Source organism: Streptomyces sp. NPDC020845 (assembly GCF_044334165.1).
Classification (GTDB): Bacteria; Actinomycetota; Actinomycetes; order Streptomycetales; family Streptomycetaceae; genus Streptomyces.
In genome coordinates this window covers 12,131-24,454 of record NZ_JBIRSJ010000030.1, presented here as the reverse complement: position 1 = coordinate 24,454, position 12,324 = coordinate 12,131, and the positions used below count along the sequence as shown (strand labels likewise).

16 protein-coding genes are annotated in these 12,324 nt (G+C 69.9%); 9 read left to right on the top strand and 7 right to left on the bottom strand.

What is annotated here, in order from left to right:
- Positions 1–38 precede the first annotated feature (38 nt).
- Positions 39–404 carry a hypothetical protein gene (locus ACH4U7_RS49385; RefSeq protein ID WP_398534310.1) on the bottom strand — a complete coding sequence of 122 codons (366 nt, stop codon included), beginning with the start codon at positions 402–404 and terminating at the stop codon, positions 39–41.
- Positions 405–811: 407 nt separating this feature from the next.
- Between ACH4U7_RS49385 and ACH4U7_RS49380 the strand changes: the two genes are divergently transcribed.
- Entirely contained in the window at positions 812–1,837 is a 1,026-nt protein-coding gene (locus ACH4U7_RS49380; protein WP_398534309.1) for an alcohol dehydrogenase, read from the top strand.
- Positions 1,838–1,867: 30 nt separating this feature from the next.
- Here ACH4U7_RS49380 and ACH4U7_RS49375 read toward each other — a convergent pair whose 3' ends face one another.
- On the bottom strand, positions 1,868–2,722 hold the full coding sequence (locus tag ACH4U7_RS49375) for an arginase family protein (protein ID WP_398534308.1): 855 nt from the start codon (positions 2,720–2,722) through the stop codon (positions 1,868–1,870).
- Between the two features lie 168 nt (positions 2,723–2,890).
- Between ACH4U7_RS49375 and ACH4U7_RS49370 the strand changes: the two genes are divergently transcribed.
- The gene (locus tag ACH4U7_RS49370; protein ID WP_398534307.1) at positions 2,891–3,748 is read left to right on the top strand and encodes an aminoglycoside adenylyltransferase domain-containing protein; all 858 of its coding nucleotides are present in this window, start codon (positions 2,891–2,893) and stop codon (positions 3,746–3,748) included.
- A gap of 42 nt (positions 3,749–3,790) precedes the next feature.
- Here ACH4U7_RS49370 and ACH4U7_RS49365 read toward each other — a convergent pair whose 3' ends face one another.
- On the bottom strand, positions 3,791–4,936 hold the full coding sequence (locus ACH4U7_RS49365) for an RNA polymerase sigma factor (RefSeq protein WP_398534306.1): 1,146 nt from the start codon (positions 4,934–4,936) through the stop codon (positions 3,791–3,793).
- Complete coding sequence (locus ACH4U7_RS49360; RefSeq protein WP_089505971.1) at positions 4,933–5,352, bottom strand: YciI family protein; 420 nt, start codon at positions 5,350–5,352, stop codon at positions 4,933–4,935. Before ACH4U7_RS49360 ends, ACH4U7_RS49365 begins: the two co-directional genes overlap by 4 nt.
- Positions 5,353–5,815: 463 nt before the next feature.
- Between ACH4U7_RS49360 and ACH4U7_RS49355 the strand changes: the two genes are divergently transcribed.
- The 5 genes from ACH4U7_RS49355 to ACH4U7_RS49335 all read left to right on the top strand — a co-directional run bounded on the left by ACH4U7_RS49355 (position 5,816) and on the right by ACH4U7_RS49335 (position 9,473).
- Positions 5,816–6,103 carry a hypothetical protein gene (locus tag ACH4U7_RS49355; RefSeq protein ID WP_398534305.1) on the top strand — a complete coding sequence of 96 codons (288 nt, stop codon included), beginning with the start codon at positions 5,816–5,818 and terminating at the stop codon, positions 6,101–6,103.
- Between the two features lie 172 nt (positions 6,104–6,275).
- Positions 6,276–7,502, top strand: coding sequence for an MFS transporter (locus ACH4U7_RS49350; RefSeq protein WP_398534304.1), 1,227 nt, complete (start codon positions 6,276–6,278; stop codon positions 7,500–7,502).
- Between the two features lie 112 nt (positions 7,503–7,614).
- Positions 7,615–8,184, top strand: coding sequence for a PadR family transcriptional regulator (locus ACH4U7_RS49345; protein ID WP_398534303.1), 570 nt, complete (start codon positions 7,615–7,617; stop codon positions 8,182–8,184).
- Positions 8,171–9,001, top strand: a complete 831-nt coding sequence (locus ACH4U7_RS49340) for an SGNH/GDSL hydrolase family protein (protein WP_398534302.1) — start codon at positions 8,171–8,173, stop codon at positions 8,999–9,001. The genes ACH4U7_RS49345 and ACH4U7_RS49340 overlap by 14 nt, the downstream gene beginning before the upstream one ends.
- Positions 8,991–9,473 carry a hypothetical protein gene (locus ACH4U7_RS49335; protein ID WP_398534301.1) on the top strand — a complete coding sequence of 161 codons (483 nt, stop codon included), beginning with the start codon at positions 8,991–8,993 and terminating at the stop codon, positions 9,471–9,473. The genes ACH4U7_RS49340 and ACH4U7_RS49335 overlap by 11 nt, the downstream gene beginning before the upstream one ends.
- Positions 9,474–9,495: 22 nt before the next feature.
- Here ACH4U7_RS49335 and ACH4U7_RS49330 read toward each other — a convergent pair whose 3' ends face one another.
- Positions 9,496–9,957, bottom strand: a complete 462-nt coding sequence (locus ACH4U7_RS49330; protein WP_398534300.1) for a VOC family protein — start codon at positions 9,955–9,957, stop codon at positions 9,496–9,498.
- Positions 9,954–10,088 carry a hypothetical protein gene (locus tag ACH4U7_RS49325; protein WP_398534299.1) on the bottom strand — a complete coding sequence of 45 codons (135 nt, stop codon included), beginning with the start codon at positions 10,086–10,088 and terminating at the stop codon, positions 9,954–9,956. Before ACH4U7_RS49325 ends, ACH4U7_RS49330 begins: the two co-directional genes overlap by 4 nt.
- A 60-nt stretch (positions 10,089–10,148) precedes the next feature.
- Between ACH4U7_RS49325 and ACH4U7_RS49320 the strand changes: the two genes are divergently transcribed.
- Together ACH4U7_RS49320 and ACH4U7_RS49315 are read left to right on the top strand one after the other, a co-directional pair.
- Positions 10,149–11,150 carry a helix-turn-helix transcriptional regulator gene (locus tag ACH4U7_RS49320; RefSeq protein WP_398534298.1) on the top strand — a complete coding sequence of 334 codons (1,002 nt, stop codon included), beginning with the start codon at positions 10,149–10,151 and terminating at the stop codon, positions 11,148–11,150.
- Positions 11,151–11,202: 52 nt separating this feature from the next.
- On the top strand, positions 11,203–11,727 hold the full coding sequence (locus ACH4U7_RS49315) for a GNAT family N-acetyltransferase (RefSeq protein WP_398534297.1): 525 nt from the start codon (positions 11,203–11,205) through the stop codon (positions 11,725–11,727).
- 86 nt (positions 11,728–11,813) lie between these two features.
- Here ACH4U7_RS49315 and ACH4U7_RS49310 read toward each other — a convergent pair whose 3' ends face one another.
- The gene (locus tag ACH4U7_RS49310) at positions 11,814–12,218 is read right to left on the bottom strand and encodes an Imm7 family immunity protein (RefSeq protein WP_398534296.1); all 405 of its coding nucleotides are present in this window, start codon (positions 12,216–12,218) and stop codon (positions 11,814–11,816) included.
- Between the last annotated feature and the right edge of the window lie 106 nt (positions 12,219–12,324).

Genomic DNA, 12,324 nt, shown 5'->3' with positions numbered 1-12,324 from the left:
CGGCGGCGACACCGGCCTCGGTCAGCGCGGGCGCGTACCTACGTCGACGAAGTGTGCAACCAGTCCACCGCGGCTACCTGGTCGATGAACACGCTCCATGCGGTGGCGTTGAGGTTGTCGGTGAGGAAAATGTCGGTCCCTCCGAGGCGCTTCTCCCAGGACGGCATCAGCTCTGCCGCGCGAGCGACGACCGCGTCCATCCAGACCTTGAGCTCCGCCTGCCGATTGTTCCCCGGCACATTGGCCGCGGCCTCTTTCAGGTCGACCGTCCGCACCGCCTCGGCAGCGGAGGTTCGCAGATCGCGTATGTACTCGCGGTTCGTCTGCACGTCCTCCGGAGTGCCGTACAGGGACATATGACCGGTCACGATGGTCTCGAAGTCGTACTCCAGCAATTGATCCATGGCCTCTGAGTGAACCTCACTCCGTCGATCGTCAGCTCTTTCCGCCTCCCGTTGAAGGTCTCGTTGGGCAAGGGCCGCCTGTCGTCGTGCCCCTCCTTGATGAACCTGGCGGTCATCTCGTGGGCCACGATCTTCAACCTGCCACGGGCCGCCAGGCCCGTTCCCGCCACTCTCCGCTCGGCTCGGGCTGTCAAAAGTTACGGCCGTAGCGTCGGAGCCATTCACCGCCCGTATCCACCACGCCCACCGCCTACCGGCGGACAACCACGGCCTGAGGCCGGACGGACGCGCAGCGAGGGTGGCCTTCTGATGGAACACTGGGACGTGATCGAGGAAGGAGCTTCCCGGAATCAATCCCTGAGCGACCTGCCGATGTACGGCGACGACTTTCCCGAGGAGCGCCGAGAATGAGTACCTATCGAGTCATGCAGGTGACTGCCCCGAACGGCACCTTCGAGCTCGCCGAGCGGGAGGTGCCACAGCCGGGTTTCGGCCAGGTCAGGATCGCCGTGGAGGCATGCGGCATCTGCCACTCCGACGCACTTTTCGTGAGCGGCGGGCTACCGGGCGTATCGTTCCCCGAGGTGCCCGGACACGAGATCGCCGGACACATCGAGGAGCTGGGCGAAGGCACTCAGGACCGTGGATGGCAGGTCGGGGACCGGGTCACGGTCGGCTGGTTCGGGGGCAGCTGCGGTCATTGCACGCCCTGCCGGAAGGGCGACTTCATCGTCTGCCGGAACCTGAAGGTGCCGGGGTGGGCGTACGACGGAGGATTCGCCGAGAAGGTGATCGCGCCCGTCGACGCCCTGGCCCGCGTCCCCGACGGACTGGCGCCGAGCGACGCGGGGCCGATGGCCTGCGCGGGCGTGACCACCTTCAACGGGCTGCGGCGCAGCTCCGGCCGCCCCGGGGACATGGTCGCGGTGCTCGGCCTCGGCGGCCTCGGGCATCTCGGAGTGCAGTACGCGGTCGCGATGGGCTTCGAGACCGTGGGGATCGCCCGTGGCTCCGAGAAGGCCGACTTCGCCAGGCAGCTCGGCGCCCATCACTACATCGACAGCACCTCGGGCACTCCGGTCGCCGATGCGCTGCAGTCCCTGGGCGGCGCCAAGGTCGTCCTGGCCACCGCGGGGAGCTCCGAGGCGATCACAGCCACCGTGGACGGCCTGACCCCCCGCGGGGAGCTGGTGGTCATCGGCGCGGACACCACACCGATGGGCATCAGCCCGGCCCAGATCCTCATGGACGCTCACGTCGTCCGGGGCCATCCGTCCGGCACCTCGCAGGACGTGGAGGACACGATGGCGTTCAGCGCCCTGCACGACATCCGCCCGATGACCGAGCCCGTGCCGCTGGACCGTGCGGACGAGGCGTACCAGAAGATGCTTGCCGGCAAGGCGCGCTTCCGGATGGTGCTCACGGTCGGCTGACATCCGTCAGCCGTACGGCTCGATCGCGTACTACCTCTCCGCGGCAGCCACGCCCGCCTTGTCGAGCAGTGGCTGGAGGGCGTCGATGAGGGGGCCGGGGTCGACAAGGTCCCCCGTGGGACTCTCTCCGGCCTCGAACTCACCGACCTCAACGCCGACGACCTCGTGCTGGGCGATCATGTCGGCGATGGACTCGAGGTCATTGAGCGTGAGGCCTCCGGGCACGATGTAGTCGGTCGGCACGATGCCGGGGTCGAGAACGTCGCAGTCGAGGTGCACGTACACCGGGCGGCCGGCGATCGCGGTTTGCAGCCTGGTCGTGATGTCGGGGCCCACTCCGACGAGCGTGATCACACCGTCGTCGATCAACGACTGCTCGGGCGGGTCTATGTCGCGGGCGCCGCAGAGGATCACGTTTTCGGTCCTGAGTCCGTCACCGATACCGGTGTGCCACATCCCCAGCGGCCCGCTCAGCGCGAGGCCGCCCAGGTAGCCGGTCGTGGTGTTCTGCGGGGTGTTCAAGTCGGCATGCGCGTCGAACCAGATGACGACCGCATCAGGGCGATGTCCGGCGACGACCGGAAGGGTCGCCAGGGCTACCGCGCACCGGCTCAGCGCGGTGATCGGCGTACCGCCGTCACGGAAGATCCGCTCGTACTGCTCGGCCATCGCCAGAAGTGCGGGTTGCGCCGCCGCGAGTTCGTCGTCCCAGTTCGTGCGCAGCGCGGGCTCAGGCGATCCGACCACGACCGGGGCAACCTTCAGTCGGGACGCCAGTTCGGCGGCGATCATCCCTGAGCCCTGCATCGCGCGATCGTTGTGATCACCGGCGCGGGCGGCGAAGTGCGTAATCACCGGCGGCTTTGTGGTGGTCGAGATGGCCATCAAGACTCGCTCTCCAGACGCGGGGACTGACACGCCGACCGTATGGCCGGTCGATGTGGTGAGACAAACGACAAAGAAATTGCTCTGAGCGTCGACAGCCGGTCTCCAGTCACAGGACGTCATCTGCTGCCGCTCGTGCCGTGGTAGCCGGGCGATAAGGTGTCCGCCATGGTGACTGACGATCTTCCCGCCGATGTTCGTCGCACAGTGGACATGTTCCTGGCCACCGTCGACGAGCTGGCGCCGGGGTTGATCACCGGCTTCTACCTGGTCGGCTCGGTGGCCTTGGGCGACTTCCATCCCGGTGGCACTGGTCGCGGCCGGCTCAGCACGGCGAGCGACATCGACTTCATCGCGGTGACCGACCGTCGATACACCGGGGAGTCCCGGGAGGTGGACGCGGTTGCGGAGGCGCACGCCCGTACGGTCGCCCGATTTCCCCGGCCGCACTTCGACGGTGCCGTCCTCACCTGGAGCGACCTCACGGCAGGGCCCGACGGCTGCTCAGACGTCCCCTGCGCACAAGAGAGCCGGTTCGTGCCGACTGGACGGTTCGGCATCAACCCGGTGACATTCTGCGAGCTGGCCTGGCACGGCATCGCGGTGCGCGGGCCGCAGCCGGCCGAGGTGGATGTGTGGGCCGAGCAGGAAGCGTTGCGGGCCTTCACAGCCGACAACCTCCGCTCCTACTGGCGGCCGTGGTGGCAGCGGAAGCGACAGCCCCACCCCCTGGCCCTTGCCATCGGACTCAGCGGGTGGTTCCCCGTGTGGGCGGTGCTCGGCGTAAGCCGGCTGCACTACACGCTCGCCACCGGTGCCATGACCTCCAAGTGCGGCGCAGGCCAGTACGCGCAGAAGACGTTCGACCCGCGTTGGCACCGCATCGTCGAGGAGAGCCTGGCCTTGCGTACGGGCGGTGCGCAAGGCCGTCGCCGCTACCGCAACCCCCTGGCCCGCCGCCGCGACACCCTCGCCTTCCTGGACGCCGTTATCGACTCCGCACTCGCGCTGGACACCGCACCCTGACCACCACGCGCATCCGCCTGCACATCGACGGCAACGACGCCGTCAGCGGCACCGACGGGCGTTGAGCCGGGCGGCCTGGCGCGTCAGGTAATCGCGCTCGGCGAGGTTGGGTGCCTTCTGGGCCGCCTCGACGTACAGCCGTGCCGCCGTCGCCAGGTCCCCGTCGCGCTCGTGGAGGTACGCCGCCACCGCGGCGTGGCGGGGCAGTGAGGCGTCCAGCGCCTCGAGCGCCGCCAAGCCGGCGCGGGGCCCGTCGGCCTCGCCGACGGCGACCGCGCGGTTGAGCCGGACGACCGGGCTGTCGGTCAGGGCCGCGAGCTCGTCGTACCACTCGACGATCTGCACCCAGTCGGTCTCCTCGGCGGTGAGCGCGTCGGCGTGGAGTGCCGCGATGGCGGCCTGGGCCTGGAACTCGCCCAGCCGGTCGCGGGCGAGGGCCGCCTGAAGCATCCCGATGCCCTCGGCGATCGACTTGGTGTCCCACCGGCCGCGGTCCTGCTCGGCGAGCGGCACCAGGCTGCCGTCGGGCGCGGTCCGGGTGGCGCGCCGGGCGTGGTGGAGCAGCATGAGGGCGAGCAGCCCCGCCACCTCGGGGTGGTCGATCGCGGCCGCGAGCTGCCGGGTGAGCCGGATGGCTTCGGCGGCGAGGTCGACGTCGCCGGAGTAGCCCTCGTTGAAGACCAGGTAAAGGACACGCAGCACGGTGGCGACGTCGCCGGGCTGATCGAACCGCACGCCGGAAACGGTGCGCTTGGCCCGGCTGATGCGCTGCGCCATGGTGGCCTCGGGCACCAGGTAGGCCTGGGCGATCTGGCGGGTGGTCAGCCCGCCGACGGCGCGCAGCGTGAGCGCGACCGCGGACGACGGCGTCAGCGACGGGTGGGCGCACAGGAAGTACAGCTGGAGCGTGTCGTCCACGGCGGGCGCAGGCCCGGGCTCCGGCTCCTCGTCGACAAGGTCCTCACGCCGACGGCGGGCGGCGTCCGCCCGCCTCGCGTCGAGGAACCGACGCCAGGCCACGGTGACCAGCCAGCCCTTCGGGTCCCGCGGCAGGCCGGCCGGCCAGACGCGGACCGCCTCGACCAGCGCGTCCTGCACGGCGTCCTCGGCCGCCGCGAAGTCGGCTCCGCGGCGGACGAGGATCCCGAGCACGCTCGGCGTGAGGCTCCGAAGCAGGGCCTCATTCATTGATGAAAGCACTCCGTGATGGTGGGCTGCGCGGCCAGGAACGGGCGCACCTCGAGCCACTCGTGGATCGGCTTCCCGCCCGCCCCAGGGGCGGCCGACAGCTCCCCGGCCAGCTCGACGGCGCGCTCGTAGCTGTCGACGTCGATGATCATCCAGCCGGCGATGAGGTCCTTGGTCTCCGCGAACGGTCCGTCGGTGACCGGCGGGCGCCCCTCACCGTCGTAGCGGACCCACGCCCCCTCGGGCGCGAGCGCCTGACCGCCGACGAACTCGCCGGTCTTCTCCAGCCGGGCCGCGAAGTCGTTCATGTACTGCACATGCGCCGAGATCTCCTCCGGCGTCCACTGGTCCATCGGCACGTCGTTGACCGAAGCCGGGGCGCCGCGGTAGTGCTTCAGCAACAGGTACTTGGCCATCGTGGTTCTCCTCGGTGCTGATGCGACCCATTGTGGTCGCGTTCATTGCGGGGACGGAGCCAGTCACAGGTTCTCGACATCGCCGTCCGATTTTTTTTGGGGCTCTCGTGGATGAGCCCAGGTAAGCCGTCTCGCGGTGTCCGGGTCAATCAGCCGAGCTGGACGACCACGATGGTCGCACGGCGGGCGGCGGCGTCGCGGATCCGTAGCAGCAGCTGGTCCCACACCGCGGGGAGGTTGTTGGCGATGGTGCCCGCTGTGGCGCGTACGGTGGCGGTGGTCCAGCCGCGTGCCTTGATGTCCAGGGCCTGCCATCCGAAGCCTTCGTCGGCCCCCGCGGCTGCGGGGCGTCGGGCGCGTTCCGAAGGAGCCGTCGCCCGGCCCCGGCAGACGCTGGAACCCGGTCTCCGGCCGCCAGCGGTAGTACGACGCGGCGACGCGCGGGTGTCCTCCGGGCCGGTCGATGAACTGGTGGGACGCCGTCACCAGCAACCTGCCGTCCTCGCCCAGCCGGGCCATTGCGGCCAGGGTCTCGCCCGGCGGCAGGCCCACGGTGGCCACGGTGCCGTCCGCGTTCCACAGCACCACACCCTGGCCGGACTGCACGCCCACGACGTGGCCGTCGTCGGCGATGTCGGTCGCCCGCCGGTTGGCGCTGGGCGTGGAGGTGGTCCGGACCGGCCGGCCGTCGTCCGACGAGGACGCCGACAGACTGATCAAAAATCGAGAAGCGCCGCTCCCCCGGCCGTAGTTAGCGTGACTGCCATGGACATCACCATTCACACGCGAGTCCTCCCGCACCATCGCCCGGACGACCCTGGGGTCACCCAATCCAGGAGCGGCGCTGAGACATCCGCGACCGCAGCAATGGCGGACAGCTGAGACGAGACCGATCCCAGGTGCACCTTCACAAAGTTCCCTCGATGTTCGGACGCCTCATTCCCTCCGCATACCGGCCAGTGCTCGCCAACCGGGTGTTCCGGCGGCTGATCCTCGGCTTCGCGGTCTCGTACCTCGGGGACGGGATGAGCTTCGTCGCGGTTGCGTGGCTCGCCATCGAGCTCGCACCGCAAGCCGCCACCGGGCTGTGGGTCGGCGGCGCGGTGGCCGCCTACACGTTGCCGGGCGTGGTCGGCGCGCTGGTGTTCGGTCGCCGCCTGCGTCGGGTGCCGGCCGGACGGCTGCTGCTCGCCGACAACACGGTGCGCGCCGTGTTCCTCGGCGCCGTACCGCTCGCCTGGCTCGCAGGGCTGCTCACCCCGCCGCTGTACGTCGTGTTGCTCGCGGTGTCCTCCCTGCTGCATGCGTGGGGCAGCGCGGGCAAGTACACCCTGCTGGCCGAGCTGCTGCCCGACGAGCAGCGGCTCGCCGCGAACACCCTCGTCAGCTCGCTCAACTTCGCTGCCACGATCGCCGGGCCCGCGATCGCCGGTGTTCTGGTGACGTACGTCAGCTCCGCCTTCGTGCTCGGCCTGGACGCTCTCACCTACCTCTTCCTCGCCGTGGTCATCGCGCGCACCCGGCTGCCGGAGTCGGGGGAAGTCTCCGCCGTCGACCAGGCGGCCGCCCGCGGCGGGCTCGCGTTGCTGCGATCCCATCCCGAACTGCTCGGGCTGCTGACGCTCACCTGGTTCTTCAACCTGCTCTACGGCCCGGTCGAGGTCGCCCTACCGCTCCATGTGACGAACGACCTGCACGCACCGGGCACGCTGCTCGGCCTCTACTGGATGCTGTTCGGCATCGGTGCGCTGCTCGGCGGGCTCGCGGCCGGCGCGCTGCGGCAGCTGCCCCTGTGGCCTGTGACGGTGGGCATCGTGATCGGCTGGGGGCTGTCGCTGCTGCCGTTCGGGTTCGACGTGCCGACGGCCGTGACCGTCGTGTGCTTCGCGCTCGGCGGTGCGATCTACGGGCCGTTCGTCGCGCTCTCGGTGACACTCATGCAGGCGAAGTCGCCACCGCAACACCTGGCCGCGATGCTCGCAGCCCGCAGCGCGGCGCTGCTCACCGCCTCACCGCTCGGCACCGCGATCGGCGGACCGCTCACCGCGGCGCTGGGCCCGCGGGCGACACTCGGCGGCTCAGGACTCGCCACCGTGGCAGTCGGCGCCGTTGCCTGCTTGCTGCTGGTGACCCGGCGCAGAAACCAGTGATGGTGCACGGAAGCGTGCGGGCAACTACCCAGGGCACCTACTCATGGATATGACTAATCATGTTCTTGAGTATGATGCGGTGCCGGACGAGGAGAGGGAAGGAGCTGCTTCGATGGCCCTGCGACACGCCGTCCTGGCGGCGCTGCTGGACGGCGAATACAGCGGATACCAGCTGTCGAAGGCGTTCGACGTCGGCGTCGCGAACTTCTGGCACGCCCTGCCCCAGCAGCTGTACGCCGAGCTGACCAAGCTGGAGAAAGAAGGGCTGGTCGCAGGCCGGCAGGTGGTCCAGGAGACTCGGCCCAACAAGCGCCTGTTCCGTGTCACCGACGCCGGCCGCGCCGAGCTGGAACAGTTCGCCGCGGCCGTGTCGAAGCCCTCGTTCATCCGCGACGACCTGCTGGTCAAGGTCCAGGTCGCGGACCGGATCGGCACCGCGTCAGTGATCGAGCAGCTCGAAGAGCGGGCAGCCGCGGCCGAGGCCAAGATCGAGCTTCTCGGGAATCTGCTGCGGCAGCTGCGCGGTGACACGGACGAAGAGGAGTTCCTACGCCGAGGTGCGCGAATCGGACCGTACCTGACATGTCTGCGCGGCCTGGCCTTTGAGCAGGGCCACCGGGACTGGTGCCTACGGATCACAGCTGTACTGCGGGAAAGGCAGACGACTGATGCCAAGCGGTGAATACCTTCGCTACGTCGCCTTGGGCGACAGCCAGACCGAAGGGCTGGGCGACGGGGACGACACCGTCGGCCTACGCGGCTTCGCCGACCGGTTCGCCGAGCACCTCACAGCCGTCAGCCCCGGGCTTCATTACGCCAACCTGGCCGTACGGGGACGTGTCGCCGGCCAGGTCCGCGCCGAGCAGCTGGGCCCCGCCCTGGCCCTGCGCCCCGACCTGGCCACCGTCGTCGCCGGGGTCAACGACCTGCTCCGGCCCCGGTTCGACGCCGCAGAGGTGGCCGGCCACCTGGAGGAGATGTTCGCCGCGCTCACCGCCGCCGGGGCCCAGGTGGTGACGCTGACCTTCCCCGACGTGGGGAAGATCGCGCCCCTTGCCCGGCCCATCAGGTCCCGGGTGTTCGACCTCAACACCCACATCCGCGCTGCGGCCGCCCGCCACGGGGTCACGGTCGCCGAGACCGGACGGCATGCCGTAGCCACCGACCCACGGCTGTGGAGCGCGGACCGACTCCATGCCAGTCCCCTGGGCCACGAGCGGATCGCCGCAGCTCTCGCCGAAGCCATCCATCTCCCCGGGAGCGACGACGCGTGGACTCGCCCCCTGCCGCCACACGCGGTGCCCAGGGGCTGGCAAGCCGCAGCGGCCGAACTGCGCTGGGCGGCCGGGTTCCTCGGTCCCTGGCTCGGACGCCGTCTGCGCGGTCAATCCTCCGGCGACGGCCGGACCGCAAAACGCCCCCAGCTCCTGCCCCTTGACGGGCCCGGTGTGAGTGCGCGAGCACGTCGGAGTCCGAAGGGGGCAGCGGATGGCGGGTGAGGACGACGTCGGCCGGGCGTCGGCCGGGTTCGAGGTGGCGACCGGCTCGGGGCCGCTGCCCGCGGGGAGCGGCCGGGGACGGGAAGCCGCGGTGCAGGCGGCGTTCGAGGGATTGCTGCAGATCCGGCGGCTGATGAACACCTCTGATCGTGTGCCCGCCGAATGGGAACGGCGCCAGCCGATGCGCGCCGTGGCCCTCGCTCTGGAGGCCGCCGGCATTTCACCGTCTGCCACCGACTCGCAGGGCTGCCGCGTCGCTACCGGATATTGCGTCAGCGCGACCGAGCAGGCGGGCATCGTGCGGGTCGAGTGGCTGGGTCCGCCAGGAAGCGGCGCCGCGTACTCGGCTCAGGACGAGTTGAGGGGCTGCGTGGCCGTGCTGGGCCGGCTGGGCTGGGAGGCCCTGGAGTACCGGGGGCCGCGCGGCCGCCGGTACCTCGAGGTCGAGCCTGCCTCCCCGCCACTTGGGTGAACCGGCAGCCCCCCCTCGCGCGTCAGTCCAGGCAGAACTCGTTGCCCTCAGGGTCGGTCATCACGATGAAGCCGGCGCTCATCGGAGGCGCGGGGTCGTGGCGACGCACCCGTGTCGCTCCCAGCGCGACGAGCCGGTCGCACTCGGCCTCCAGCGCCGCCATCCGCTCTTCCCCCTGCAGACCGGGAGCCGCACGGACATCGAGATGCACGCGGTTCTTGGCGGTCTTGCCCTCCGGCACCCGCTGGAAGAACAGCCGCGGGCCGTGTCCGTCCGGGTCCTCGATGGCCGATCGTGTGTTGCGCTCCTCCTCCGGTACGCCGACCCGTGCGAGGAAGTCGTCCCACGCGGCCAGCGGGTCGGCGTCCTCGGGCAGGTCGACTCCGGGCGGGCCGGGGTGGACGTAGCCCAGTACGTCGCGCCAGAAGGCCGACAGCGCCCGCGGGTCGTGGGCGTCGAAGGTGATCTGAAGGTGGCGGCTCATCGGGTTGCTCCGTTCGTAGCGGCTTTTGTGTGCGGGTAGAGGTCGCGCAGCAGGCAGACCTCGGACAGGTGGTGGATCAGCTCACGGTGGATGTGCAGCACCAGATCGGAGTCGAGTGCGTCTGCGTCCATGGAGCCACCCTGACACCCCTAGCGGACGGAATCGGTCCGCTATCTGGCAGGGTGGGCCACATGGACGTGGCAAGCCGAGACGAACGCGGTACGACGGAGCGGGTGCTCACCCTGCTCGGGCTGTTGCAGCAGCGCCGGGTCTGGACAGGACCCGAGCTCGCCGAACGGCTCGGGGTCACATCGCGCACGGTGCGGCGCGACGTCGAGCGGCTGCGCGCGCTCGGCTATCCGGTGCAGGCCACTCAGGGTGTCGGCGGCGGCTACCAACTCGGCCCGGGGCAGGACCTGCCACCGCTGCTGTTCGACGACGAGGAGGCGATCGCCACCGCGGTCTCGCTGCTCGCCGGCGCGGGTGGCGCGGTCATCGGCGCCGGGGATGCCGCACTCCGGGCGCTGACCAAACTCGACCGGGTGCTGCCCACCCGGCTGCGGCACGAGGTGCGCGCACTCGCCGGCTCGGTGGAGTCCTTCGGCGGCGGAGGCACGACGCCGGTCGACCCCGTGGTGCTCATGACGCTGGCCAGAGCCTGCCGTGACGAGGTCGAGGCCGACTTCGGCTATCCGTCCGGGGGCGAGGTACGCCAGCGGCGGGTCGAGCCCTACCGCCTGGTCGCTTCCGACCGGCGCTGGTACCTCCTCGCGTACGACCTCGAACGCGACGACTGGCGCAGTTTCCGCGTCGACCGGATGACCGCCGTATCCGCACGGACCTGGCGCTTCCGCCCGCGCGCTGCGCCCGACGCGGCGACGTATGTGCAGGAGGGCGTGGCGAGTCGGGTCTACCCGCATCAGGCGCGCTTCCTCGTGCATGCTTCGGCCGATACGGTGCGCGCGCAGATTCCGGCGTCGGCGGCCGTCGTACGGTCGCGCGGGAGCGGGCGCTGCGAAGTGCTCAGTGGCGCCGCCAGCCTCGACTTCGTGCTGATGCATGTGCTCCTGCTGGGGCACGAATTCGAAGTACTCGACCCTCCGGAGCTCGGGAAGCGCTGTCGCGCGCTGGCGGAGAGGCTGTTGTCGGCCGGTGCGACGTTCTCACCGGTGCCGGACCCGGCGGAGTCATGATGTGCCTGTTCAGGGCAGGTGGCCTGAGATACTTCCGGTCATGGATGCGGGGATGACGGGAAACGGAACGCGATCGGGCATAGCGGCGCCCGCGCGGATCACTTCGACGCACCCCACGAGCTGGATGCTGCGTTCCGGGGTGGCGGCGGACATCGAGGCCATCGCGGAGTTGCGGGCCACGGTCATGCGCGCGGATTTGGAACGCCTCGGACGCTACGACGAGCACCGGGTGCGGCAGCGGCTGCGGGATTCCTTCTCCGCGCGGCACACGTCGATCATCATGGTCGACGGTGAACTTGCGGGGTGCGTCACGGTCCGGCCCGCCGAAGGCAGCCGGACCACCGAAGGAATGCAGTGGCTGGAGCACTTCTACCTTGCTCCGCACCAGCAGGGCCGAGGGCTCGGCTCCGCTGTCCTGCGTACGGTGCTGGAGCGGACCGACGCACAGGGGGTGAGCGTGGGTTTGAACGTCTTGCAGGGCAGTGCTGCGCGTCGGCTCTATGAGCGCCACGGTTTCGTCGTGGAGGCCGAGGACCCGATCGACGTCTTCATGGTGCGCACCACACCGGGGGCCTGACTGCCTGTCTGCCGACTGGACGGGGGCGAGAACGGCTGGTCCGGGCGCTCGTGATGACGGCTCTCACGACGGCTCCCAGAGTTGCTCTATACGATGAACGGATCTTCGAGCGTGGGGATGCACGGTGAGAGCAGCGGCTCGGTGTGCTCTGAAACCACGCCGCGGACAAGCCTGAGCACCCGCACGTCGTTCTCCTGCCCTCGCGCTTCGTCGTCGCGGATATGGAGAAGCCCATAAGACCCCGGAGCCGCAGCGCCCACGTGCGCGAACAGCTCGATGACATCCTCCGCACCGGACCGGTGATTGGCGTTTCCGCCGAGGTGGACGAACGGCTCCCCGTTCATCCACCTCAGATCGAGCAGGTACGGGTCGACAGCTTGCTCGATGCGCCGTCGAAGGCCGTCGACGATGTCGGTCAGCCCGCCCTCTTCCTCCTCGTCGTCGGCGGTGGCGCTCGCTCTCACCGTGATCCACCCGTGGTACTCGAACATGACTCGATGCTAGTGGTAGCCCGATTTCCGGCCGGTCGCGGACGCAGCGATGAGTTTTCCCTGCCCGGGGAGTCTCACCACCGTTATCGACACCACAGGAGGAACA